We start from the raw sequence: 24,601 nt of genomic DNA, 5'->3' as shown, positions 1-24,601 counted from the left end.
AAGGGATAACGTGCTCGAAAGAATTAAAGTGTGCTTCACAGAAAGCATCCAGACTCAGATTGCCGCGGCGGAAGCCCTTCCGGATGCTATCTCGCGTGCCGCAATGACGCTGGTGCAATCCCTGCTTAATGGCAACAAAATCCTCTGTTGTGGCAACGGCACGTCAGCCGCCAACGCACAGCATTTTGCTGCCAGCATGATCAATCGCTTTGAAACAGAACGCCCGAGTTTACCCGCCATTGCACTTAATACCGATAATGTGGTCTTAACGGCGATTGCTAACGATCGTCTGCATGACGAAATTTACGCAAAGCAGGTGCGAGCCCTGGGTCATGCCGGAGATGTGCTGCTGGCCATCTCCACGCGCGGCAATAGCCGGGATATTGTCAAAGCCGTTGAAGCCGCCGTCACCCGCGACATGACCATCGTGGCCTTAACCGGCTATGACGGGGGTGAGCTGGCGGGTCTGCTTGGGCCGCAGGATGTGGAAATCCGCATTCCTTCTCACCGGAGCGCGCGTATTCAGGAAATGCATATGCTCACGGTGAACTGCTTATGTGACTTGATCGATAACACGCTTTTCCCTCACCAGGATGATTAAGGAGTTCTTATGAAGGCTTTATCGACCCTCGCAGTCCTTATGTCTGCATTACTGCTTCAGGGATGTATCGCTGCGGCCGTTGTGGGTACCGCCGCGGTAGGCACCAAAGCGGCAACCGATCCGCGCTCTGTGGGGACACAGGTGGATGACGGTACGCTGGAGCTGCGCGTCAACAGTGCGCTGTCGAAAGACGAACAGATCAAGAAAGAGGCGCGTATTAACGTGACGGCTTACCAGGGCAAAGTGCTGCTGGCAGGCCAGGCGCCGAATATGGAACTCGCCTCTCGTGCGAAACAAATCGCAATGGGCGTTGAAGGAACCACAGAGGTGTTTAACGAAGTGCGTCAGGGCAAGCCAATTGGTTTAGGTGATGCCTCTTCCGATACCTGGATCACCACCAAAGTGCGTTCCCAGCTTCTCGGCTCGGACCAGGTGAAATCCTCCAACGTGAAAGTGACGACGGAAAACGGCGAAGTGTTCCTGCTGGGTCTGGTGACCGACCGTGAAGGGAAAGCGGCGGCCGATATCGCCAGCCGGGTGAGCGGCGTGAAGCACGTCACCACTGCGTTTACTTACATTAAATAAAAAAAATCCCCTCACTTGAGGGGATTTTTTTGTAGGCCCGGTAAGCGTAGCGCCACCGGGCGTTTTTCACAGAAGCGCAATACTTCCCACCATAATCCCGCTCAACGCCACCAGCCCTGCGGTCAGCCAGAGCGCTTTCGCCGGGAATGACTTACGCAGCATAATCAGCGACGGCAGGCTGATCGCCGGCAGCGTAATCAGCAGCGCCAGCGCCGGCGCGGTGCCCATGCCGGCCAGCATCATGGTCTGAACAATCGGGATCTCCGCCGCCGTTGGGATCACAAACAGGCAGCCTGCAACGGCCATCGCAATGACCCACATCAGCGTGTTGTCGATAGCGCCATCCGCATGCGGGAAGAGCCAGACGCGCGCCGCCCCCAGAACCAGTACCGCCAGGATATAGACCGGGATGGTGCTCCAGAAAAGTTGCCATAGCGCCCTGCCCCAGCGCGCAAAGAAGCCCCCCTGCTGCTCGCTGACGTCCAGCTCAACGGCTGCGGGTTCTTCGGCAGTATCCTTCACCAGTTTTTGCACCAGCGTCGCCACCACCAGCACGGTCAGCAGTCCGGCGACCAGACGGATGAACGCGAAATGCCAGCCCAGGACAAAGCCCATAAACACCAGCGTCGCCGGGTTGAGCAGCGGGTTGCCCATCCAGAACGCCAGCGCGCCGCCCATTGACACGCGCTGGCGGCGCATCCCTGCCGCCACGGGCGCGGCACAGCAGGAGCACATCATGCCCGGCAGGGAGAAAATCGTCCCCAGCAGCGTGCCCTGAAAGCGCGGCTGGCCCAGGGTTTTCACCAGCCAGTTACGCGGGATAAGCACCTGAATCAGCGACCCCAGAATGACGCCTAAAACGGCGGCTTTCCAGACGGCAAGGAAGTAGACCATGGCATAGTCCCACGCCGCCTGCAGCGGGCTGGACTCAGCCTGAGCGAGAATAGATTTACCGATGCTGTGCGTTTCGGCGGCGGTGAAGGCTTTGCCGTAGTACGGCTGCCATTTCACGTACCAGAGGCCAACAATGACCACGAGAAAGAAGAGTGCGGGCTTCCACCATTGAACAGGTGTTGCCGCCTGAGATGAAGACTGACCAGTCATAGCATTCCCCGGAGAGTATTAGGTTATTAGCCGGGGGAGTTTACGCCTCGCCCTGCGCGATTTCACGCAGTTTTGCCGAAGGGATAATGTTTACGCCCGCTTTCGACGGGGCCAGTCCCTCTTTTAACATCGCCCGCGCGACGTCCCGCGCCTCGATGGCCTTCCAGTTGCCGGGAAGGATGCGAAACAGCGGGGCCAGTATCGACTCGTTAAAGCGGCGTTCGTCCCGGTGGCCGATCAGCATCGAAGGGCGCACAATCGTCAGCTGCTCCCATTTCTGCGCAATCAGCGCATCCTCCATCTTGCCCTTCACCTTGTTGTAGAAGAAAGGCGATCCGGCATTAGCGCCCAGCGCGCTGACCACCAGAAAATGTTTGGCCCCCAGCTTTTTCGCCGTAAGCGCGGTGTCCACCACCAGCGTATAGTCGGCGTGGATAAATGCCTCTTTGCTGCCCGCCTCCCGTCGCGTGGTGCCCAGACAGCAAAAGGCGATATCAATAGGATCCTGGACCTGCGCCAGCGCGTCCGTCAGCTGAGGATCGTGCGGATTAAAGACGCCAGATAAATCTGCCAGCGGTCGACGCGTCGGGGCGGCGATATAGTTCACGCGGCGATCCTGAATCAGCAGCCGCAGCAGATGATCGCCCACTAACCCGGTAGCCCCGGTAATCAATACCTGACTCATCGTATCCCCTTTACAGAATTGTCCGTTTGCGAACTCAGCGTCGTCGACCACACTTAGAAGTCTGTTACAGGTAAGTATTTACCACAAGCGGAGAAAAATCAGTCTGAAGCCAAAACAACGGAGGAAGCATGGGCAAGAAAATCGCAGTCTTGATTACCGACGAGTTTGAAGATTCAGAATTCACCTCGCCTGCAGAGGCGTTCCGCAAGGCAGGACATGAGGTCATCACCATTGAGAAAGAGGCGGGCAAAACGGTGACAGGTCATAAGGGCGAGGCGACCGTAACCATTGATGAGACTATCGATAACGTTAGCCCCTCAGATTTCGACGCCCTGCTGTTACCCGGTGGCCATTCCCCGGATTCCCTGCGCGGGGACGAACGCTTCGTGACCTTTACCCGGGACTTTGTCTCTACCGGCAAACCGGTCTTTGCCATCTGTCACGGTCCGCAGCTCCTTATCAGCGCGGAGGTTGTACGCGGGCGTAAGCTCACGGCGGTGAAACCGATCGTTATCGATCTGAAAAATGCGGGCGCCGAGTTTTACGATCAGGAAGTGGTCAACGACAAAGATCAGCTGATCACCAGCCGTACTCCGGACGATCTCCCGGCGTTTAACCGCGAAGCGCTACGCCTGCTCGGCGCGTAACCAGTGCAGCTTCTTGCCAAAGCCCAGGGTGTTGTCGGTAAATTTCAGCTCATCGAGGCGGATTTCCCACACCGGGGCTTTTAGCGCAGCGGCAACGGGAAAGCGGCGCGTGTAGAGCTTACGGCGCGCGTCGCTCTCTTCGCCATCCAGACGACGGATCTCCCCTTTGAACTGCACGCCGCGGATCAGCGCGACCGTTTTCGGCTGGCCATTCACCGTGCCTGCGACCTTCGCCTGCAGGCCGGTCATCTGCGCATGACGCGTTTTGTCTTCGCTCATGACATAAAACGCGACGCGCTCCGGATCGTAGTAGTAAAACGCGTTAGCGCACCACATCTCCCCCTCGTCATAGACGCACCAGGTGACAACATGCTGCTTCGCCAGCCAGCGGTTAATGGTGGCCAGTGTTTCCATTTTCGTTCTCTCTCATGCTATGGTGCGTTCACCTTAACATACTGAATCTGTTTACCGTGTGCTGGTTTCTCTATCTTGTCCGAACCGCCGATAACGCACTCTACACCGGGATCACCACCGATGTGGCGCGGCGTTTTTTACAACATCAAACGGGAAAAGGGGCAAAGGCGCTGCGGGGGAAAGGGGAATTACAGCTCGCCTTTTCGGCGCCCGTCGGTGACCGATCGCTGGCGCTCAGGCTGGAATACCGCATCAAGCAGCTGACGAAGCGCCAGAAAGAGCGCCTCGTGACCGGAGACGGCTCCTTTGAGGCGCTACGCGAGAGCCTGATTAAAAGCGATTGAAATGGTCGTGGTACTCGACCAGGCCATTGACGCCGTTGAGCGCGTCATCCGCCAGACGGTGCACCTGGAAAGCGGATTCCGTACCCGGCCAGCGGCAGCGCAGATCGTAATGCGCGGCCTGCTCAAAGCCTAAACGGCCATAGAACGCCGGATCGCCCAGCGTGACAACGGCCGCATAACCGAACTCATTGAGCGAATCCAGCCCTTCATAGACCAGCTGGCGTGCCACCCCCTGCCCGCGATAGCTTTCATCTACCGCCAGCGGTGCCATGCCTACCCACTGCAGCTCTTCGCCCTGAACGATGACCGGACTGAAGGCAACATAGCCCACCACCTGACCTTCGTCATCGGTGGCAACCAGCCCCAGCGTAATCAGGCCGTCTTCGCGAAGGTCGTGGACCAGTTGGGCTTCGGCATCGCTCGCAAAGGCGCGGCGTAACAACGCATCGATCCCCGGCGCATCAATCCCAATTTCGACTCGAATCAGCATGGCTCACCTACTGAAGTGTGTTTACCGTCCGGCGGGGTTTTCAGCCCGGCCTCAACGAAATCTGCCATTTGCATTAACATCACGCGCAGCGCTTTCGGCATCTGCTCCAGCTCAATGGCATCCATTAAATTCTTCACGTACAGACCGAGCTCCGTGTCGCCTTCAATCACCAGACGGCGCTGGAAGAAGAGCGTATCCGGATCCTGCTTACGCGCGGCGATCATCAGCAGATCGCTGGCGTTGGCGCTAAAGCTCACATCCGCCTCGGCGGTTTCGCGAACGATCAGCTGGTCATTCTCAACGGAGGTAAACCAGCGCAGCCCGATATCACGCACCTCAATGCTCAACCAGCGCCCTTCCAGGAATTCCAGCTCGCCATCCTGCAGCGCCTGGCGGAACTGCCAGCTCAGGACCTGCTCCAGCACCTGACGTTTAAGCGCGAACGGCGCCAGCTTTACCGGCACGCTCAGCATTGATGGACCAAATTGTACGAGACGTGAACGCAGTTTATCCAGCACGAGCTTTACTCCCTGATATCTATAGTCCTGCTATTTTGCCATATCCGAAGCGCAACATAGCGGCGTAAATCAACAAACCGTCGTCCGCCGTACCTCATTATTGGTGTCATCAATACGCCATTAGCTGCCTTAAATCAAAAATTGTCGCCTATGGGTTAATTAAAATCCCAGCTCGTTAACAATTTTGCGATCGACTACATCAGGATAAATTATGGAGCTGCTCTGCCCTGCCGGAAATCTTCCGGCGCTTAAGGCGGCCATCGAAAATGGGGCCGATGCGGTCTATATCGGGCTAAAAGATGACACCAACGCCCGCCATTTTGCTGGCCTCAACTTTACGGAGAAAAAGCTTCAGGAAGCCGTTAACTTCGTTCACCAGCACCGCCGCAAATTGCATATCGCCATCAATACCTTTGCTCATCCTGACGGCTACGCCCGCTGGCAGCGCGCGGTGGATATGGCGGCACAGCTGGGTGCCGATGCGCTGATCCTGGCCGACCTCGCCATGCTTGAGTATGCGGCAGAACGCTATCCCCATATTGAGCGCCACGTCTCTGTTCAGGCATCTGCCACCAACGAAGAAGCTGTGCGTTTTTACCATCAACACTTTGACGTGGCTCGCGTGGTGCTGCCGCGCGTGCTCTCTATTCATCAGGTTAAGCAACTCGCGCGCGTCACGCCAGTGCCGCTGGAAGTTTTTGCCTTTGGCAGCCTGTGCATCATGGCCGAAGGCCGTTGCTATCTTTCCTCTTATTTAACCGGTGAATCGCCGAATACCGTCGGAGCCTGCTCCCCTGCCCGCTTTGTCCGCTGGCAGCAGACCCCTCAGGGGCTGGAATCCCGCCTGAATGAGGTGCTGATTGACCGCTATCAGGACGGTGAAAACGCCGGTTATCCAACCCTGTGTAAAGGCCGCTATCTGGTCGACGGCGAGCGCTACCACGCGCTGGAGGAGCCGACCAGCCTCAACACGCTGGAGCTGCTGCCGGAATTGCTGGCGGCCAATATTGCCTCGGTGAAAATCGAAGGTCGTCAGCGCAGCCCGGCCTATGTGAGCCAGGTGGCGAAAGTGTGGCGTCAGGCCATCGACCGCTGCATGGCGGACCCGCAGAACTATGCTCCGCAGCAGGCCTGGATGGAGACGCTCGGATCGATGTCCGAAGGCGCGCAAACCACGCTTGGCGCGTATCACCGTAAATGGCAGTGAGATAACCATGAAATATTCATTAGGACCGGTGCTCTACTACTGGCCAAAAGAGACGCTGGAAGATTTTTACCAACAGGCCGCCACGAGCAGCGCCGATGTGATTTATCTCGGCGAGGCGGTGTGCAGCAAGCGCCGCGCCACCAAAGTGGGCGACTGGCTGGACATGGCGAAAAGCCTGGCCGGCAGCGGCAAGCAGGTGGTGCTCTCCACGCTTGCGCTGGTGCAGGCCTCTTCTGAACTGGGCGAGCTGAAGCGCTATGTCGAAAACGGCGAGTTCCTGCTGGAAGCGAGCGATCTCGGCGTGGTGAATATGTGCGCCGAACGCAAGCTACCGTTTGTCGCGGGCCATGCTCTGAACTGCTATAACGCCGTGACCCTGCGCCTGCTGCTCAAACAGGGGATGACGCGCTGGTGCATGCCGGTGGAGCTCTCCCGCGACTGGCTGGCTAACCTGCTTAACCAGTGCGACGAGCTGGGCATTCGCAATCAGTTTGAAGTGGAAGTGCTGAGCTATGGGCATCTGCCGCTGGCCTATTCTGCCCGCTGCTTTACCGCGCGCTCGGAAGACCGTCCGAAAGACGAGTGCGAAACCTGCTGCATTAAGTATCCGAACGGGCGCAGCATGCTGTCGCAGGAGAATCAGCAGGTGTTTGTCCTCAACGGCATTCAGACCATGAGCGGCTATGTCTATAACCTCGGCAACGAGCTGGCGTCGATGGACGGGCTGGTGGATATGGTGCGTTTGTCGCCGCTGGATACCGGCGTGTTTGCGATGCTGGATGCCTTCCGCGCCAACGAAAACGGCGCCGCTCCGCTGCCGCTGACGGCAAACAGCGACTGTAACGGCTACTGGAAGCGTCTGGCCGGGCTGGAACTGCAGGCCTAAAAAAGGCTCACTTTGTTAACAACGGTTATCATTTTTTAATGCAGTATTAAAGATTGACCGTCGACAAAGTGAGCTGTTATGACTGACAAAACCCTTCCGTTTTCGGTGCTGGATCTGGCGCCGATCCCACAAGGCTCCTCGGCAAGAGAAGCCTTTTCGCACTCCCTCGATCTCGCTCAGCTGGCCGAAAAGCGTGGCTATCACCGCTACTGGCTGGCCGAGCACCACAACATGGTGGGCATTGCCAGCGCCGCCACCTCGGTACTGATTGGTTATCTGGCGGCAAATACCACCACTCTGCACCTGGGCTCCGGCGGCGTGATGCTGCCGAACCACGCCCCGCTGGTGATCGCCGAGCAGTTCGGCACGCTGAATAACCTCTATCCGGGCCGTATCGATTTGGGGCTTGGCCGTGCGCCCGGCAGCGACCAGCCGACCATGCGCGCCCTGCGCCGCCATATGAGCGGCGATATCGATAACTTCCCGCGCGACGTGGCAGAGCTGGTGGACTGGTTCGACGCGCGCGATCCGAACCCGCACGTGCGCCCGGTACCGGGCTACGGTGAGAAGATCCCGGTATGGCTGTTGGGCTCAAGCCTCTACAGCGCACAGCTGGCCGCACAGCTGGGGCTGCCGTTTGCGTTTGCCTCGCACTTCGCGCCGGATATGCTGCATCAGGCGCTGCATCTTTACCGCACGCACTTCAAACCGTCCGAGCGTCTGGAGAAGCCGTACGCGATGGTGTGCATCAACATAATTGCCGCCGACAGCAATCGCGACGCGGAATTCCTGTTCACCTCTATGCAGCAGGCGTTTGTGAAGCTGCGCCGCGGTGAGACGGGCCAGCTTCCGCCGCCGGTGGAGAATATGCATCAGCTGTGGTCAGCGTCAGAGCAGTATGGCGTTCAGCAGGCGCTGAGCATGTCGCTGGTAGGCGATAAGGCGAAAGTGCGTCACGGGCTGGAGGCGGTGCTGCGCGAAACGCAGGCGGATGAAATTATGGTTAACGGCCAGATTTTCGATCACCAGGCGCGATTGCATTCGTTTGAGCTGGCGATGCAGGTGAAAGAGGAGCTAGTGGGGTAGTTTTTTGCCGGATGGCGGCTTCGCCTTATCCGGCCTACGCGATCCCTGTAGGCCCGGTAAGCGCAGCGCCACCGGGCTTTCTGTTTATTGATACACAGGCAGCAGGTTAAAACTCGACAGCACGTGGACCAGCGCATTGCCAGCACCGAACACCAGAATCAGCGCAATCATCGGCTTGCCGCCCCAGACGCGGAATTTCGGGCTGCCGAAGCGTTTACGTGATTTACGTGCCAGCAGCGCTGGCACAATCGCCGCCCAGATTGTTGCCGCCAGTCCGGCATAGCCGATGGCGTACAGGAAGCCGTTCGGCCACAGCAGGCCACCCACAATCGGCGGCAGGAAGGTCAGCAGCGCGGTTTTGAAACGCCCCATCGCAGAATCATCAAAGCCAAACAGATCCGCCAGGTAGTCAAACAGGCCCAAGGTTACGCCGAGGAAAGAGCTCGCCACTGCGAAGTTAGAGAAGATAACCAGCAACAGATCCAGGCTGCGGCTGTTCAGCACGCCGCTCAGGGCCTGTACCAGCACATCAATGTTACCGCCCTTCTGGGCAATGCCGATAAACTCCGGACGCGGGATGTTGCCCATCGTCCCCAGCAGCCAGATCACATACAGCCCCAGCGCCAGCAGCGTGCCGTAGACCAGACACTTCACAATCGTGCGCGGATCTTTGCCGTAGTACTTCATCAGGCTCGGCACGTTGCCGTGGTAGCCGAACGACGCCAGACAGAACGGTAGCGTCATCAGCAGGTACGGCGTGTAGGAGGTATTCACTTCGGCAACGTTAAACAGCGTGGCGGGCGTCACGTGCCCCAGCAGGCTGCCGAAGGTCAGGAAGAAGGTGATGACCTTCGCACCCAGTACGATCGCCGTCATCCGGCTTACCGCTTTGGTACTCATCCAGACGATAAACGCCACGCCCAGCGCAAAGCACAGCCCGGCCAGACGCGCCGGAACGTTCAGCGACATCTCAGAGAAGGTGTGATGCAGAATCGAACCGCTCGCCGAGATATACGCGTAGGTCAGGATATAGAGCACAAAGGCGATGGACAGCCCGTTAACCAGGTTCCAGCCTTTGCCCAGCAGATCCTTGGTGATGGTGTCGAAGCTGGAGCCAATGCGGTAGTTCAGGTTGGCTTCGAGGATCATCAGCCCGGAATGGAGCATACAGAACCAGGTAAAGACCAGCGCAGCCAGCGACCAGAAGAACCACGCACCGGACATAACCACGGGCAGGGAGAACATCCCGGCACCTATAATGGTTCCGCCGATGATCACCACGCCGCCAAGCAGCGAAGGTGACGTTTGGGTGGTGGTTAGTGTCGCCATACAGCCTTTTCTCCAGTCAATCATGCGGTTCTGCATTTTAATGTGACGCACTGTACCAGTACAAGAGTACAAAGGGAATAAAAAAAGCCCCGATAGCATGTATCGGGGCTGTATATTTTACTTTACGTCAGAAGCGTAAGGCTTATGCGTCACCGAAACGACGACGGCTGGTGCCTTCTTCACGACGCGGGCCACGGCTTTCGCGGCGCTCGCCGGAGAAACGACGACCTTCACCACCGCGACCTTCGCTGCGACCGCCTTCACGACGCTCGCCGCCGAAGCTGCGACCACCGCCACGACGTTCGCCGCCACGGTCAGGACGTGGCTGTGCATCGCCCAGCAGCTGCATGTTCATCGGCTTGTTCAGGATGCGGGTACGCGTAAAGTGCTGCAGCACTTCGCCCGGCATGCCTTTTGGCAGTTCGATGGTAGAGTGGGAAGCGAACAGCTTGATGTTACCAATGTAACGGCTGCTGATGTCGCCTTCGTTAGCGATCGCGCCAACGATGTGACGAACTTCAACGCCATCATCACGGCCCACTTCAATGCGGTACAGTTCCATGTCACCCGCGTCACGGCGTTCACGACGTGGACGGTCTTCACCACCACGCTCTGGACGGTCACCACGTGGGCCACGATCGTTACGGTCGCCACGACGTTCGAAACGATCGTCACGGTCACGGAATTCACGCTTAGGACGCATCGGCGCATCTGGCGGCACGATCAGGCTACGTTCGCCCTGAGCCATTTTCAGCAGTGCTGCAGCCAGGGTTTCCATGTCCAGCTCTTCGCCTTCAGCAACAGGCTGAATCTGCGACAGCAGCGCGCGGTACTGATCCAGATCGCTGCTTTCCAGCTGCTGCTGTACTTTGGCGGCGAATTTTTCCAGACGGCGTTTGCCCAGCAGCTCTGCGTTTGGCAGGTCCGCTTCTGGAATGGTCAGTTTCATGGTACGTTCGATGTTACGCAGCAGACGACGCTCGCGGTTCTCAACGAACAGCAGCGCACGGCCAGCACGACCCGCACGACCGGTACGGCCGATACGGTGAACGTAAGACTCGGAATCCATCGGGATGTCGTAGTTAACAACCAGGCTGATACGCTCAACGTCCAGACCACGTGCTGCCACGTCGGTTGCAATCAGGATATCCAGACGACCGTCTTTCAGACGCTCCAGAGTCTGCTCACGCAGGGCCTGGTTCATATCGCCGTTCAGCGCTGCGCTGTTGTAGCCGCTACGCTCCAGGGCTTCAGCCACTTCCAGGGTCGCGTTTTTGGTACGAACGAAGATAATCGCCGCATCAAAATCTTCCGCTTCCAGGAAACGTACCAGCGCTTCGTTTTTACGCATGCCGTACACAGACCAGTAGCTCTGGCTGATGTCCGGGCGAGTGGTTACGCTGGACTGAATACGCACTTCCTGCGGCTCTTTCATGAAGCGGCGGGTAATGCGACGGATAGCTTCCGGCATGGTTGCAGAGAACAGCGCGGTCTGATGACCGTCCGGGATCTGCGCCATAATGGTTTCAACGTCTTCGATGAAGCCCATACGCAGCATTTCATCTGCTTCATCCAGTACCAGACCGCTCAGTTTAGAGAGGTCCAGGGTACCGCGCTTCAGGTGATCCAGCAGACGGCCCGGCGTACCGACAACAATCTGTGGGCCCTGGCGCAGGGCGCGTAACTGCACGTCATAACGCTGGCCGCCGTAAAGGGCAACCACGTTTACGCCGCGCATATGTTTAGAGAATTCCGTCATGGCTTCTGCAACCTGAACAGCCAGTTCACGGGTTGGGGCCAGAACGAGGATCTGCGGTGCACGCAGGTCCGGATCAATGTTGTTCAGCAGCGGCAGCGAGAATGCTGCAGTTTTACCGCTACCAGTCTGGGCCATGCCCAGCACGTCACGACCAGAAAGCAGGTGTGGGATACACTCAGCCTGGATCGGAGATGGTTTTTCGTAACCCAGATCGTTAAGGGCTTCAAGGATAGGAGCCTTCAGGCCCAGATCTGCAAAAGTGGTTTCGAATTCAGCCATGTAGTACGAGTGCCTCAATGTCAATGGCGGCCAGTCTACTTAGCTCATCGTGAAAATGATTAGCAATTTTCATTGAAAAGTGTGAACCGGCTCAAAGTAGGTGTATTGACGAACAACAACGCCCTCACCAGTTAAGGTGATGGCAATCAAAAGATTACGGGCTGATGTTTATGTCGTCAGCTATTGCTGGTCCGATTCTGCCAGGTCGTCATGCTCCTGGCCCAAGAGCGATAATTCCAACAATGCATAACGGTGCTCAACGAAGTTGTGTACGTTGTTAGCAACCGCTAATTTGAACAGTGCCGTAGCGCTGTCCATATCCCCCAGACTTAGGTAGTACTTACCTAAATAGAAGTTGGTTTCACTGAGATGCTCAGCGAGCGAGGTGTTATCCGTTGCGTCCGCCTTGAGGCGTTCCATCAGCGTTGCTTCGCTAATGTTGCCCAGGTAGAACTCGACAATGTTCCATCCCCACTGTTCCTTGTCCGATTTATCGAAGCGCTGTTTCAGTGCCTCTTTTGCCTGCTTCTCATCGAGCTTCCGCTCAACGATGTAAAGCCACAGGCAACGGAAAGGATCATTAGGATCGTCTTGATAAAACGCCAGCAGATCATCTTGCGCTAACTTGTCACGACCGCCGTAATACAATGCGATACCGCGATTCAAGTGCGCGTAGTTGTAAGTTGGATCAAGCTCAAGTACAGAATCAAACGCTTCATAGGCAGCATCAAAATTGCCTGCCTGCGTTAAATAAATGCCTAAGTAATTGAATACTTCAGGCATATCAGGTCGGATAGCCAGCGCTTGTGAAAAATCATTTCGCGCCAATGCCCTCAGACCGAGACTATCATACAACACTCCGCGCTCATATAAAAGCTGTGCGCGTTCTTCATCGGTTAAAGCCCGACTGGCAAGTATTTGTTCCATGCGTGCCAGGATCACTTCCTGCTGCAAAGTCGGTTGCAATGGCACTGCGAGGACTTCGCTCTTACGCCAGGCAGAGTTGCTGCATCCTGCCAGCGTTAAAGCTGTCGCAACGAAACACCAGCGCAAAAAAGGCTTCATTTCCCACTCCCGAAGACAACTATTGGATGAACGTCCTGTCCCCCGGCGGCTTAACAAGGCGTCCTGCCTGATAATAGGCCCTCCGCAAAGCGGAGGGCAAATGGCAACTTACTCGCCTTGCTGTTCTGCTGCCTGTGCTTCTGGCGCAGCAGCTGGCTGAGACTGCTCGGTTGCTTCTTTAATGCTCAGACGGATACGGCCCTGGCGATCAACTTCCAGAACTTTCACCGGTACTTCCTGACCCATCTGCAGGTAATCAGTCACTTTCTCAACGCGCTTGTCAGCGATCTGAGAGATGTGAACCAGACCTTCTTTACCGCCACCGATGGCAACGAACGCGCCAAAGTCAACGATACGGGTCACTTTACCTGCATAGACACGGCCCACTTCGATTTCTGCAGTAATTTCTTCGATGCGACGGATCGCGAATTTCGCTTTCTCGCCGTCGGTTGCTGCGATCTTCACAGTACCGTCATCTTCGATTTCGATGGTGGTGCCAGTCTCTTCGGTCAGCGCACGGATTACGGAACCGCCCTTACCGATAACATCTTTGATCTTGTCTGGATTGATCTTGATGGTGTGGATACGTGGAGCGAACTGAGAAATGTCGCCACGCGGCGCGTTAATCGCCTGTTCCATCACGCCCAGGATGTGCAGACGCGCACCTTTAGCCTGGTTCAGAGCAACCTGCATGATCTCTTTGGTGATACCTTCAATTTTGATATCCATCTGCAGTGCAGAGATACCTTCGCGGGAACCCGCTACTTTGAAGTCCATATCGCCCAGGTGGTCTTCGTCACCCAGAATGTCAGACAGAACAACGAAGTTGTCGCCTTCTTTCACCAGGCCCATTGCGATACCCGCAACGGCGGCTTTGATTGGCACGCCTGCATCCATCAGCGCCAGAGAGGCACCACACACGGAAGCCATGGAAGAGGAACCGTTGGATTCGGTGATTTCAGACACTACACGTACGGTGTACGGGAATTTGTCTGCTTCTGGCATGACGGCCAGTACGCCGCGCTTCGCCAGACGACCGTGACCAATTTCACGACGCTTCGGCGAGCCAACCATACCGGTTTCGCCTACGGAGTACGGAGGGAAGTTGTAGTGGAACAGGAAGCTGTCAGTGCGCTCGCCCATCAGTTCGTCGATGATCTGCGCATCACGTGCAGTACCCAGGGTCGCGGTAACCAGCGCCTGCGTTTCGCCACGGGTGAACAGCGCGGAACCGTGAGTACGTGGCAGAACGCCAGTACGCACATCCAGACCACGGATCATGTCTTTTTCGCGGCCATCGATACGCGGCTCGCCTGCCAGTACGCGGCTACGAACAACGTTTTTCTCGATAGCGTGCAGGATGTCGCTCAGTTCATTAGCGTCCAGCGTTTCATCTTCCGCAACCAGGGTCGCGATAGTTTCAGACTTGATCACGTCAACCTGAGCGTAACGCTCCTGTTTGTCAGTGATGCGGTATGCATCGCTCAGACGAGATTCTGCCAGTGCAGCAACGCGTGCGTTCAGCGCGTCGTTTGCCGCTTCTGGCTGCCAGTCCCAACGTGGTTTACCGGCTTCTTTCACCAGGTCGTTGATGTTCTGGATAACGATCTGCTGCTGGTCGTGGCCAAATACCACAGCGCCCAGCATCTGGTCTTCGCTCAGCAGTTCAGCTTCGGATTCAACCATCAGTACAGCCGCTTCAGTACCCGCAACCACCAGGTCCAGCTTACTTTCTTTCAGCTCTTCCTGGGTTGGGTTCAGCACGTACTGGTCGTTGATGTAGCCAACGCGCGCGGCACCGATTGGACCATTGAATGGAATACCAGACAGTGACAGGGCAGCGGACGCACCGATCATCGCTACGATGTCCGGGTTAACCTGCGGGTTAACGGAAACAACGGTCGCGATAACCTGTACTTCGTTAACGAAGCCTTCCGGGAACAGCGGACGAACCGGGCGGTCAATCAGACGCGCGATCAGGGTTTCGCCTTCGCTTGGACGGCCTTCACGACGGAAGAAACCACCCGGGATTTTACCGGCAGCGTAGGTACGCTCCTGGTAGTTAACGGTCAGCGGGAAGAAGTCCTGACCTGGTTTAGCTTTTTTCTGGCCAACAACGGTAACGAATACCGCAGTGTCATCCATGCTTACCATAACGGCAGCAGTAGCCTGACGAGCCATCATGCCGGTTTCCAGCGTGACGGTATGTTGACCATACTGGAATTTACGAACGATCGGATTCAGCAAAGTTCTGTCCTTTCTTAAATGTTTGACAGCACACCACCGGTGTGCTGTCGATTTAACCCGACCTTCTTCGCATCCTCGCGACTAATGACAACCAACACCCCCATGGGTGAAGCCTCTCATTAGCCGCGCGAACCTCTGCAATGAAGATCATTTATAGCAACAATACAATAGTTTCCAGTGAATTGCTGCCGTCTGGTTGAAAAAAGGGGCCATCAGGCCCCCTTTTCTGAAACTCGCAAGACTTAGCGACGCAGACCCAGACGCTCGATCAGCGCGGTGTAGCGTGCAACATCTTTACGTTTCAGGTAGTCGAGCAGTTTACGACGCTGAGAAACCATACGCAGCAGACCACGACGGCTGTGGTGATCTTTCTTGTGCTCTGCAAAGTGACCCTGCAGGTGGTTAATCTGTGCAGTCAGCAGTGCAACCTGAACTTCGGTAGAACCGCTGTCGTTAGTACCACGACCAAACTCAGAAACGATTTTAGCTTTAGCTTCAACGCTTAGAGACATTTTCAAACTCCAAAGTATAAAGAATGTAAGGGTGCCGATCTCTAATTCAGCGACCCCATGTACGCCCCGCAGATTGTTAAACAATTTACCAGGCGTTAAGCGGCGATATTCTACTCGTCTCCCCTGCTTATCGCAAGGTGAGCCGTCATCACCGTCATGCTTCGATCGGATACTCGACGACCAGACGACGCGGCGCAACGCGCCCTTCACCATCCATTTCGCCCATACCGATGAATTTCCCTTCGTCGCCTTCGGTCACGCGTACCAGTCCTTCCAGCGGCGCTTCCGCCGTACGAACCGGGTTGCCGTTCTTAAAGTAAACGGAGGATGTTAAAGGAAGATTAACAACCGGGAAGTCCGCTGCCGGACTGTCCATCGGCATCAGCAAAGGATCCAGCAAATCTGCCGGCGCGATCCCCTGCGCTTCCGCCTGTTCTACCAGCTCGCGCAGTTGCTCCAGGGTCACCATCCGCTCTACCGGGTACTTGCTCACCGCCAGACGACGCAGGTAAATCACATGTGCGCCGCAGCCCAGCTTTTCACCGAGATCGTCGATGATGGTGCGAATATAGGTCCCTTTCGAACAGTGCACTTCCAGCTCAAGCTCATCACCTTCGTGGCGAATAAACAGCAGCTCATACACGGTTATCGGACGGGCTTCACGCGGGACGTCAATGCCCTGGCGCGCATATTCGTAGAGTTTTTTTCCCTGATACTTCAGCGCCGAATACATCGACGGCACCTGCATCGTGTCCCCACGGAAGCTCTCCAGCGCAGCATCAAGCTGTTCCGCGCTGAAGGTCACCGGACGCTCTTCTACCACCTGGCCATCCGCGTCGGAGGTATCCGTGCGCTGGCCCAGTTTAGCGATAACGCGGTAGCGCTTATCGGAGTCGAGCAGGTACTGGGAAAACTTTGTCGCCTCTCCCAGGCAGACCGGCAGCATGCCGGTTGCCAGCGGATCGAGCGCGCCGGTGTGGCCCGCACGGTTGGCGTTATAAATACGCTTAACTTTTTGCAGCACGTCGTTGCTGGAAGCGCCCTGGGGTTTATCCAGCAGCAGCACACCATGCACGTCGCGACCACGACGACGAGGACGACTCATTAGTCCTCCTTGCTGTCGTCCGCCGGGTTAACACGACGCTCGTCGTCATGTTTAACCACGCTGGTCACCAGGTTGGACATACGCATACCTTCGACCAGCGAGTTGTCGTAGAAGAAGGTCAGTTCAGGCACGATACGCAGGCGCATCGCTTTGCCAAGCAGGGAGCGGATAAAACCAGAGGCTTCCTGCAGCGCTTTAATGCCGTTTTTCACTGCCGCTTCGTCCTGATCGTTCAGGAAGGTGACGAACACTTTTGCATAGGCCAAATCACGGGACATTTCGACACCGGAAACGGTGGTCATCATGCCGACACGCGGGTCTTTAATTTCACGTTGCAGAATGAGTGCGATCTCTTTCTGCATTTCCTGCGCTACGCGCTGAGGGCGACCAAATTCTTTCGCCATAATAAATTCTCCAGACAAAAAAGGGGCTAAAGCCCCTTTTTGAAATTATTGCCGGGTGGCGCGAGGCGATCCCGGCTTACAATCGGTAATTAAGCGATGGTACGCTGAATTTCGATGATCTCGAACACTTCGATCATATCGCCAACGCGAACGTCGTTATAGTTCTTCACACCGATACCACATTCCATGCCGTTACGGACTTCGTTAACGTCATCTTTGAAGCGGCGCAGGGATTCCAGCTCGCCTTCGTAGATAACCACGTTGTCACGCAGTACGCGGATTGGGTTGTGACGCTTGATGTTACCTTCGGTAACCATACAGCCCGCGATCGCACCGAATTTCGGTGATTTGAACACGTCACGTACTTCAGCCAGACCGATGATCTGCTGTTTCAGCTCAGGAGACAGCATGCCGCTCATCGCTGCTTTCACTTCGTCGATCAGGTTATAGATGACGGAGTAGTAACGCAGATCCAGGCTTTCGGATTCAATCACTTTACGCGCAGACGCATCCGCACGAACGTTGAAGCCAACCAGGATAGCGTTGGAAGCAGCAGCCAGGGTTGCGTCGGTTTCGGTGATACCACCTACGCCAGAACCGATGATCTTCACTTTCACTTCGTCGGTGGACAGTTTCAGCAAGGAGTCGGAGATCGCTTCCACAGAGCCCTGAACGTCGGCTTTCAGCACGATGTTCACTTCGTGAACTTCGCCCTCGGTCATGTTGGCAAACATGTTCTCGAGTTTAGATTTCTGCTGACGAGCCAGTTTAACTTCACGGAATTTGCCCTGACGATACAGTGCCACTTCACGCGCTTTCTTCTCGTCACGCACAACGGTCACTTCGTCACCGGCAGCCGGAACACCGGACAGACCCAGGATTTCCACTGGAATGGACGGACCCGCTTCCAGCACTTCCTGACCCAGTTCGTTACGCATCGCACGAACGCGGCCGTATTCGAAACCGCACAGAACGATATCGCCTTTATGCAGTGTACCTTCACGAACCAGAACGGTAGCAACCGGGCCACGTCCTTTATCCAGGAAGGATTCGATTACCGCACCGCTCGCCATACCGTTACGGATGGCTTTCAGCTCCAGAACTTCGGCCTGCAGCAGGATCGCGTCCAGCAGTTCGTCGATACCGGTACCCGCTTTCGCAGACACGTGTACGAACTGGCTTTCACCGCCCCACTCTTCCGGCAGGATACCGTACTGGGAAAGTTCGTTTTTAACACGATCGGGATCCGCTTCTGGCTTATCGATCTTGTTCACTGCAACCACAACCGGCACACCTGCAGCCTTCGCGTGCTGGATAGCTTCGATGGTCTGCGGCATCACGCCGTCGTCTGCGGCAACAACCAGAACAACGATATCCGTCGCCTGAGCACCACGAGCACGCATTGAGGTAAACGCGGCGTGGCCTGGGGTATCCAGGAAGGTGATCATACCGTTGTCAGTTTCTACGTGGTATGCACCGATGTGCTGGGTAATGCCACCCGCTTCACCCGAGGCAACCTTAGTAGAACGAATGTAGTCAAGCAGAGAGGTTTTACCGTGGTCAACGTGACCCATGATGGTCACAACCGGTGCACGCGGTTCAGCCGCAGCGCCAGTATCACGGTCGCTCATTACTGCTTCTTCCAGCTCGTTTTCACGACGCAGGATTACTTTGTGGCCCATCTCTTCAGCAACCAGCTGTGCGGTTTCCTGATCGATCACCTGGTTGATGGTCGCCATGGCGCCCAGTTTCATCATCGCTTTGATGACCTGAGAGCCTTTAACCGCCATCTTGTTAGCCAGTTCGCCAACGGTAATGGTTTCGCCGATCACGACGTCACGGTTAACGGCCTGAGCAGGCTTCTGGAAGCCCTGCTGCAGAGCGGAACCTTTACGCTTGCCGCCTTTACCGCCGCGAACAGCCGCGCGTGCTTCTTCACGATCAGCTTTGGATTCAGCGTGCTTGTTGCCTTTTTTCGCCGGACGCGCAGCTTTTGCATTACGGCCACGGCCACGACCGCCTTCCACTTCACGGTCGTTATCATCTTCAGCCTGACGCGCATGCTGAGAAGTGGTCACGTGATAGTCGCTGGTGTCTTCAGTCGGCTCAACGGTATTCACACCATTCTTCTCGTTTTCTTCTGCCATACGGCGCGCTTCTTCGGCGACGCGGCGAGCTTCTTCTTCCAGCTTACGGCGGGCTTCTTCTTCCGCTTTACGCTTCAGCTCGGCAGCTTCATTTTCACGGCGGGCTTTTTCAGCCTGGGCGGTTTTGGTCATTTCGTCTGTCTGTTGATTGCTCACTTTGTCTTTTTCCGCAGCGTCACGCTTCACTTTATCACTTGCGTCGCGTTTCGCTTTTTCTGCGGCCTCACGTTCAGCTTTTAATTCTGCTTCACGTTTGGCGGCTGCTTCCGCCTCACGCTGAGCTTGTTCTTCCGCTTCACGCTGTGCCTGCTCTTCCGCGGCAAGGCGTTCTGCCTCTTGCGGATCACGTTTTACAAAGGTGCGCGTCTTGCGGACTTCAATTTGTACCGATTTGCTTTTGCCACCGGTACCAGGGATGTTTAACGTGCTACGCGTTTTGCGCTGCAGCGTTAACTTGTCAGGCGTAGAGCCGTGTTCACGGTTCAGGTGCGTTAACAAGGTTTGTTTTTCTTGCGCGGTCACCGAGTCATCAGCGGACTTCGGGATCCCTGCATCAGCAAATTGCTGTACCAGGCGGTCCACGGAGGTCTGAATCTCAGCAGCCAGCGATTTTACAGTTACATCAGTCATGCTGTTCCTTCCTGCTACAGTTTATTACGCTTCGTCGCCGAACCAGCAAATATTACGTGCGGCCATGATGAGCTCGCCGGCTTTCTCGTCGGTTAAACCTTCGATATCAGCCAGGTCATCAACGCCTTGCTCAGCGAGATCTTCCAGCGTACAAACACCACGGGCAGCCAGCTTGAACGCAATCGCACGATCAAGACCTTCCAGATTCAGCAGGTCATCAGCCGGCTTCTTATCGCCAAGGCTTTCTTCCTGAGCCAGTGCCAGGGTGGTCAGTGCGTTTTTAGCGCGTTCACGCAGGGCTTCAACGGTTGGTTCATCCAGACCGTCAATTTCCAGCAGCTCTTTCATTGGCACATAGGCCAGTTCTTCCAGCGTAGAGAAACCTTCTTCAACCAGAACAGTGGCGAAGTCTTCGTCAATATCCAGGTATTTCGTGAAGGTATCGATCGCCGCATGGGCTTCAGCCTGATGCTTAGCCTGCAGGTCATCAACGGTCATCACGTTGAGTTCCCAGCCGCTCAGCTGTGACGCCAGGCGTACGTTCTGGCCGTTACGGCCGATTGCCTGCGCCAGGTTGCCCGCTTCAACAGCGATATCCATGGTGTGTTTGTCTTCGTCAACAACGATAGACGCCACATCAGCTGGAGCCATTGCGTTGATCACGAACTGCGCCGGGTTGTCATCCCACAGAACGATATCAATACGTTCGCCGCCCAGCTCAGTAGACACTGCTTGGACACGCGCACCGCGCATACCGACGCAAGCACCGACCGGGTCGATACGCTTGTCGTTGGTTTTCACCGCAATTTTCGCACGGGAGCCCGGATCGCGAGCCGCCGCTTTAATCTCGATAACTTCTTCACCGATTTCCGGTACTTCGATACGGAACAGTTCTACCAGCATTTCTGGTTTCGAACGGGTCACGAACAGCTGTGCGCCACGCGCTTCAGGGCGAACGGCGTACAGAACACCGCGAATACGGTCGCCTGGACGGAAGTTTTCACGCGGCAGCATATCTTCACGCAGGATCACGGCTTCAGCGTTACCCGGCAACCCTTCGGATTTGATCTCCAGGGAGATATTGTCGCGGTTCACTTTCTTCACCACGCCGGTGATGATTTCTCCTTCCTGATCGCGGAACTGATCGACAACCAGCGCGCGCTCGGCTTCGCGCACTTTCTGCACGATAACCTGTTTAGCGGTCTGGGTGGTGATACGGTCGAAGGTCACAGATTCAATCTGATCTTCAACGTAGTCACCCACGTTCAGACTTTCGTCTTCAAAACGGGCGGCTTCCAGGGTGATCTCTTTGGTCGGCTGGGTTACTTCTTCAACGATTACCCAACGACGGAATGTATCGAAGTCACCGCTTTTACGATCGATTTCTACGCGAACATCGATCTCTTGTTCGTATTTTTTCTTGGTTGCCGTAGCCAGTGCACTTTCCAGCGCTTCAAAAATCTTTTCACGCGGCAGTGATTTCTCGTTGGAGACGGCTTCAACAACAGCCAAAATTTCTTTGTTCATCGCGGGCTTTTCACCTCAATCCAGACTGTTAAAAGTGGGGAACCAGGTTCGCCTTCTGGATATTACTCAGCGCGAACACTTCATCTTTGCCTTCGACTGTCACCGTGATCATTTCACCATCAACAGCTTTGATAATTCCCTGCCATTTACGGCGGTTCTGTACGGCCATACGCAGAACGAGAGCCACTTCTTCACCGGTAAAGCGCACATAGTGCTCGGCCGTGAACATCGGGCGATCGAGGCCAGGTGAGGAAACTTCCAGGTTGTACGCAACGGTAATCGGGTCTTCAACATCAAGAACCGCACTCACCTGGTGGCTGACATCAGCACAATCATCAACATTGATGCCATCTTCACTATCAATATAGATGCGCAGCGTCGATGTACGGCCGCGAACGAATTCGATGCCGACCAGTTCGTAGCCCAGTGCTTCGACCGGTGCAGTAATCATCTCTGTTAATTTTTGCTCTAATGTGGACAAGCCCACCCCCAAGACATAAAAAAAGGGCGTAAAGCCCAGTTATTCTGTAGTCAGATAACAAAAAACCCCGATAAATCGGGGCTTTAGATAACTGAACCCTATAGCCACAACTGTGGCCTGGAGCACTTTCCGAAAGAATTTTTTCAAATCCAGCTACGAAGGCTCTAAGTCTTCACAGTATATTTGAAAAAGAACTTTATGGGAAAGTGGTTGCGGGGGCCGGATTTGAACCGACGACCTTCGGGTTATGAGCCCGACGAGCTACCAGGCTGCTCCACCCCGCGCCTGAAACGTGGCAAATTCTACGCGTTTTGGACAGAATTTGCAAATAATGCTGGGATTTGGTACCGAAGACGGGACGTAAAATCGGCGTTTAGTATATTGATAGTTGACCCCACCTGTCAAGGCGACTTCCGCCAGATCGATCAGACCAAAATTTTTACAAAAAACGCATGACTCTCTTCCGGTCTTCGCCAAAAGATGATTAAATGAATACTCACTTATTTTGCATAAAAATGCACAAGAGAGCGAAAGCGGTCTCTAATCAGTCAATCAAGCAGGGTTTTATTCTATGACGACGATTCTCAAGCATCTTCCGGTAGGACAACGTATTGGCATCGCTTTCTCAGGTGGCCTGGATACCAGCGCTGCACTGCTGTGGATGCGCCAGAAGGGAGCGGTTCCGTATGCCTATACTGCGAACCTGGGTCAGCCGGATGAGGACGACTATGATGCCATTCCTCGTCGCGCTAAAGAGTATGGTGCAGAGAACGCGCGCCTGATTGACTGCCGTAAGCAACTTGTCGCGGAAGGTATCGCGGCTATTCAGTGTGGTGCATTCCATAACACCACCGGCGGTCTGACCTATTTCAACACCACCCCGCTGGGCCGTGCGGTCACCGGCACCATGCTGGTTGCGGCGATGAAAGAAGACGGCGTCAACATCTGGGGTGACGGTAGCACCTATAAAGGTAACGATATCGAACGTTTCTATCGTTATGGCCTGCTGACCAACGCCGAGCTGCAGATTTACAAACCATGGCTGGACACCGACTTCATCGACGAGCTGGGTGGTCGTCATGAGATGTCCGAGTTTATGATCGCCTGCGGTTTCGACTATAAGATGTCAGTCGAGAAAGCCTATTCCACCGACTCCAACATGCTGGGTGCGACGCACGAAGCGAAAGACCTGGAATTCCTGAACTCCAGCGTGAAGATCGTTAACCCGATCATGGGCGTGAAGTTCTGGGACGAGAACGTCAAAATCCAGGCAGAAGAAGTGACCGTGCGTTTCGAACGCGGCCATCCGGTTGCGCTGAACGGTAAAACCTTCTCTGATGATGTTGAGCTGATGCTGGAAGCTAACCGTATTGGCGGTCGTCACGGTCTGGGCATGAGCGATCAGATTGAAAACCGTATCATCGAAGCGAAAAGCCGTGGCATTTATGAAGCCCCGGGAATGGCGCTGCTGCACATCGCTTACGAGCGTCTGCTGACCGGCATTCACAACGAAGACACCATTGAGCAGTATCACTCTCATGGCCGTCAGTTGGGCAAACTGCTGTATCAGGGCCGCTGGTTCGATCCACAGGCGCTGATGCTGCGTGATGCGCTGCAGCGTTGGGTGGCGAGTGCAATCACCGGTGAAGTGACCCTGGAACTGCGTCGCGGTAACGACTACTCCATCCTGAACACCGTGTCTGACAACCTGACCTATAAAGCAGAGCGTCTGACTATGGAGAAAGGTGAATCTGTGTTCTCACCAGACGATCGTATTGGTCAGCTGACCATGCGTAACCTGGACATCACCGATACACGTGAGAAGCTGTTCAACTATGTTGAGAATGGCCTGCTCTCCGCCAGCTCCGGTAACGGCCTACCGCAGGTTGAAAACCTGGAACACAGCGATAAGAAGTAATCGACAGCAAGACATGCAAAAGGCGCCGACAGGGCGCCTTTTTTATTTGGTATTTGTAGGGCGGGTAAGCGCAGCGCCACCCGCCATTTTGCCCGCTACCACAATATACAGACGAAAAAAAAGACGTCTTTCGACGTCTTTCTTCTGGAATATTGGTACCGAGGATGGGACTCGAACCCACAAGCCCGTTAGGGCACTACCACCTCAAGGTAGCGTGTCTACCAATTCCACCACCTCGGTACAGAATACTTAGTGCGGGATATCGCTGGTTGGCTTAGCCGGTGCAGCTGGCTGAGTCTGCTCAGTTTTCGCTGGCGCGCTCAGGTTTTCCCACTCGCTTCCTTTGCTGGTCTTATTGCTGTTGATATTGCCAAGCACCAGACTGATGATGAAGAACAGCGTAGCCAGAATCGCCGTTGTGCGGGTCATGAAGTTCGCAGAACCACTTGAACCGAACAGCGTACCGGAAGCGCCTGCTCCGAAGGAGGCTCCCATATCAGCGCCTTTACCTTGCTGCAGCATAATCAGCGCTACGAGAGCGATGGCTACAATAAGGAAAACAACTAAAAGAGCTTCGTACATAATCAACCTGTTCCTTGCGGATTTGCCGCATACCAATGCTTCGACCAAT

General features: G+C 55.4%; 25 protein-coding genes and 2 tRNA genes. 8 read left to right on the top strand and 19 right to left on the bottom strand.

The annotated features are described in order from the left end of the window. The first annotated feature begins 10 nt into the window (after positions 1-10). Positions 11-601 (top strand): DnaA initiator-associating protein DiaA, encoded by a 591-nt coding sequence (gene diaA / locus DOU50_RS21935; RefSeq protein WP_003861754.1) that lies wholly within the window; start codon positions 11-13, stop codon positions 599-601. Positions 602-610: 9 nt separating this feature from the next. Continuing rightward, complete coding sequence (gene dolP / locus DOU50_RS21930) at positions 611-1,186, top strand: division/outer membrane stress-associated lipid-binding lipoprotein (protein WP_024906379.1); 576 nt, start codon at positions 611-613, stop codon at positions 1,184-1,186. A 66-nt stretch (positions 1,187-1,252) separates the two neighbouring features. Here the strand turns inward: dolP and DOU50_RS21925 are convergent, their stop codons facing one another. Then, on the bottom strand, positions 1,253-2,290 hold the full coding sequence (locus tag DOU50_RS21925; protein WP_148770252.1) for a permease: 1,038 nt from the start codon (positions 2,288-2,290) through the stop codon (positions 1,253-1,255). Between the two features lie 40 nt (positions 2,291-2,330). After that, positions 2,331-2,975, bottom strand: a complete 645-nt coding sequence (locus tag DOU50_RS21920; protein ID WP_032650365.1) for an NAD(P)H-binding protein — start codon at positions 2,973-2,975, stop codon at positions 2,331-2,333. 128 nt (positions 2,976-3,103) lie between these two features. On the opposite strand from DOU50_RS21920, the gene DOU50_RS21915 reads away from it, so the two are divergent. Then, on the top strand, positions 3,104-3,622 hold the full coding sequence (locus DOU50_RS21915) for a type 1 glutamine amidotransferase domain-containing protein (protein WP_023333577.1): 519 nt from the start codon (positions 3,104-3,106) through the stop codon (positions 3,620-3,622). On the opposite strand, the gene DOU50_RS21910 is transcribed toward DOU50_RS21915, so the two are convergent. Then, positions 3,602-4,036 carry a YhbP family protein gene (locus DOU50_RS21910; RefSeq protein WP_148770250.1) on the bottom strand — a complete coding sequence of 145 codons (435 nt, stop codon included), beginning with the start codon at positions 4,034-4,036 and terminating at the stop codon, positions 3,602-3,604. The two genes, DOU50_RS21915 and DOU50_RS21910, sit on opposite strands and share 21 nt — an antisense overlap. Before the next feature lie 14 nt (positions 4,037-4,050). On the opposite strand from DOU50_RS21910, the gene DOU50_RS21905 reads away from it, so the two are divergent. Beyond that, positions 4,051-4,380: a GIY-YIG nuclease family protein gene (locus DOU50_RS21905; protein ID WP_008501484.1), complete on the top strand. Its 330-nt coding sequence runs from the start codon at positions 4,051-4,053 to the stop codon at positions 4,378-4,380. On the opposite strand, the gene DOU50_RS21900 is transcribed toward DOU50_RS21905, so the two are convergent. Both DOU50_RS21900 and ubiT read right to left on the bottom strand, forming a co-directional pair. Continuing rightward, complete coding sequence (locus tag DOU50_RS21900) at positions 4,367-4,870, bottom strand: GNAT family N-acetyltransferase (RefSeq protein WP_148770248.1); 504 nt, start codon at positions 4,868-4,870, stop codon at positions 4,367-4,369. The two genes, DOU50_RS21905 and DOU50_RS21900, sit on opposite strands and share 14 nt — an antisense overlap. Then, positions 4,864-5,388: a ubiquinone anaerobic biosynthesis accessory factor UbiT gene (gene ubiT / locus DOU50_RS21895; RefSeq protein WP_024906374.1), complete on the bottom strand. Its 525-nt coding sequence runs from the start codon at positions 5,386-5,388 to the stop codon at positions 4,864-4,866. Before ubiT ends, DOU50_RS21900 begins: the two co-directional genes overlap by 7 nt. Before the next feature lie 211 nt (positions 5,389-5,599). Here ubiT and ubiU point away from each other — a divergent pair, with 211 nt between their 5' ends. The 3 genes from ubiU (at position 5,600) to DOU50_RS21880 (ending at position 8,567) form a co-directional block, all read left to right on the top strand. Then, complete coding sequence (gene ubiU / locus DOU50_RS21890; protein ID WP_048992077.1) at positions 5,600-6,595, top strand: ubiquinone anaerobic biosynthesis protein UbiU; 996 nt, start codon at positions 5,600-5,602, stop codon at positions 6,593-6,595. A 7-nt stretch (positions 6,596-6,602) separates the two neighbouring features. Continuing rightward, positions 6,603-7,481 (top strand): U32 family peptidase, encoded by an 879-nt coding sequence (locus DOU50_RS21885; RefSeq protein WP_090418859.1) that lies wholly within the window; start codon positions 6,603-6,605, stop codon positions 7,479-7,481. Positions 7,482-7,559: 78 nt separating this feature from the next. Further along, a complete protein-coding gene (locus tag DOU50_RS21880) occupies positions 7,560-8,567 on the top strand; it encodes a luciferase-like monooxygenase (protein WP_148770246.1) in 1,008 nt (335 codons plus the stop codon). Positions 8,568-8,651: 84 nt separating this feature from the next. On the opposite strand, the gene mtr is transcribed toward DOU50_RS21880, so the two are convergent. The 12 genes from mtr to DOU50_RS21820 form a co-directional block, all read right to left on the bottom strand. Continuing rightward, complete coding sequence (mtr, locus tag DOU50_RS21875) at positions 8,652-9,896, bottom strand: tryptophan permease (RefSeq protein ID WP_032650487.1); 1,245 nt, start codon at positions 9,894-9,896, stop codon at positions 8,652-8,654. A 142-nt stretch (positions 9,897-10,038) separates the two neighbouring features. After that, a complete protein-coding gene (locus DOU50_RS21870; protein WP_024906370.1) occupies positions 10,039-11,934 on the bottom strand; it encodes a DEAD/DEAH family ATP-dependent RNA helicase in 1,896 nt (631 codons plus the stop codon). Beyond that, positions 11,927-12,007 (bottom strand): protein YrbN, encoded by an 81-nt coding sequence (gene yrbN, locus DOU50_RS24030; RefSeq protein ID WP_100122156.1) that lies wholly within the window; start codon positions 12,005-12,007, stop codon positions 11,927-11,929. Before yrbN ends, DOU50_RS21870 begins: the two co-directional genes overlap by 8 nt. A 107-nt stretch (positions 12,008-12,114) precedes the next feature. Next, entirely contained in the window at positions 12,115-12,999 is an 885-nt protein-coding gene (gene nlpI, locus DOU50_RS21860) for a lipoprotein NlpI (protein WP_148770244.1), read from the bottom strand. Positions 13,000-13,107: 108 nt separating this feature from the next. Next, positions 13,108-15,246, bottom strand: a complete 2,139-nt coding sequence (pnp, locus tag DOU50_RS21855) for a polyribonucleotide nucleotidyltransferase (RefSeq protein ID WP_024906369.1) — start codon at positions 15,244-15,246, stop codon at positions 13,108-13,110. Positions 15,247-15,488: 242 nt separating this feature from the next. Further along, the gene (gene rpsO, locus DOU50_RS21850; RefSeq protein ID WP_003861789.1) at positions 15,489-15,758 is read right to left on the bottom strand and encodes a 30S ribosomal protein S15; all 270 of its coding nucleotides are present in this window, start codon (positions 15,756-15,758) and stop codon (positions 15,489-15,491) included. A gap of 154 nt (positions 15,759-15,912) precedes the next feature. Beyond that, on the bottom strand, positions 15,913-16,863 hold the full coding sequence (gene truB, locus DOU50_RS21845) for a tRNA pseudouridine(55) synthase TruB (protein WP_148770242.1): 951 nt from the start codon (positions 16,861-16,863) through the stop codon (positions 15,913-15,915). Continuing rightward, positions 16,863-17,267 carry a 30S ribosome-binding factor RbfA gene (gene rbfA / locus DOU50_RS21840; protein WP_003024988.1) on the bottom strand — a complete coding sequence of 135 codons (405 nt, stop codon included), beginning with the start codon at positions 17,265-17,267 and terminating at the stop codon, positions 16,863-16,865. The genes truB and rbfA overlap by 1 nt, the downstream gene beginning before the upstream one ends. A gap of 89 nt (positions 17,268-17,356) precedes the next feature. After that, positions 17,357-20,044, bottom strand: a complete 2,688-nt coding sequence (infB, locus tag DOU50_RS21835; protein ID WP_048992084.1) for a translation initiation factor IF-2 — start codon at positions 20,042-20,044, stop codon at positions 17,357-17,359. A 24-nt stretch (positions 20,045-20,068) separates the two neighbouring features. Beyond that, the gene (nusA, locus tag DOU50_RS21830; protein WP_003861798.1) at positions 20,069-21,571 is read right to left on the bottom strand and encodes a transcription termination factor NusA; all 1,503 of its coding nucleotides are present in this window, start codon (positions 21,569-21,571) and stop codon (positions 20,069-20,071) included. Between the two features lie 28 nt (positions 21,572-21,599). Continuing rightward, positions 21,600-22,052, bottom strand: a complete 453-nt coding sequence (gene rimP / locus DOU50_RS21825) for a ribosome maturation factor RimP (protein ID WP_014833432.1) — start codon at positions 22,050-22,052, stop codon at positions 21,600-21,602. Between the two features lie 207 nt (positions 22,053-22,259). Continuing rightward, positions 22,260-22,336, bottom strand: a tRNA-Met gene (locus DOU50_RS21820). 287 nt (positions 22,337-22,623) lie between these two features. On the opposite strand from DOU50_RS21820, the gene argG reads away from it, so the two are divergent. Then, complete coding sequence (argG, locus tag DOU50_RS21815) at positions 22,624-23,970, top strand: argininosuccinate synthase (protein WP_024906366.1); 1,347 nt, start codon at positions 22,624-22,626, stop codon at positions 23,968-23,970. A gap of 153 nt (positions 23,971-24,123) precedes the next feature. Here argG and DOU50_RS21810 read toward each other — a convergent pair. Further along, positions 24,124-24,210, bottom strand: a tRNA-Leu gene (locus DOU50_RS21810). Between the two features lie 9 nt (positions 24,211-24,219). Then, positions 24,220-24,552 carry a preprotein translocase subunit SecG gene (gene secG / locus DOU50_RS21805; RefSeq protein ID WP_023309338.1) on the bottom strand — a complete coding sequence of 111 codons (333 nt, stop codon included), beginning with the start codon at positions 24,550-24,552 and terminating at the stop codon, positions 24,220-24,222. Positions 24,553-24,601: the final 49 nt, after the last annotated feature.

This window comes from Enterobacter sp. C6 (assembly GCF_008122455.1).
Taxonomy (GTDB): Bacteria; Pseudomonadota; Gammaproteobacteria; order Enterobacterales; family Enterobacteriaceae; genus Enterobacter; species Enterobacter pseudoroggenkampii.
Note: the sequence above shows the minus strand (reverse complement) of the source record. Positions and strands in the feature narration are given on the sequence as shown.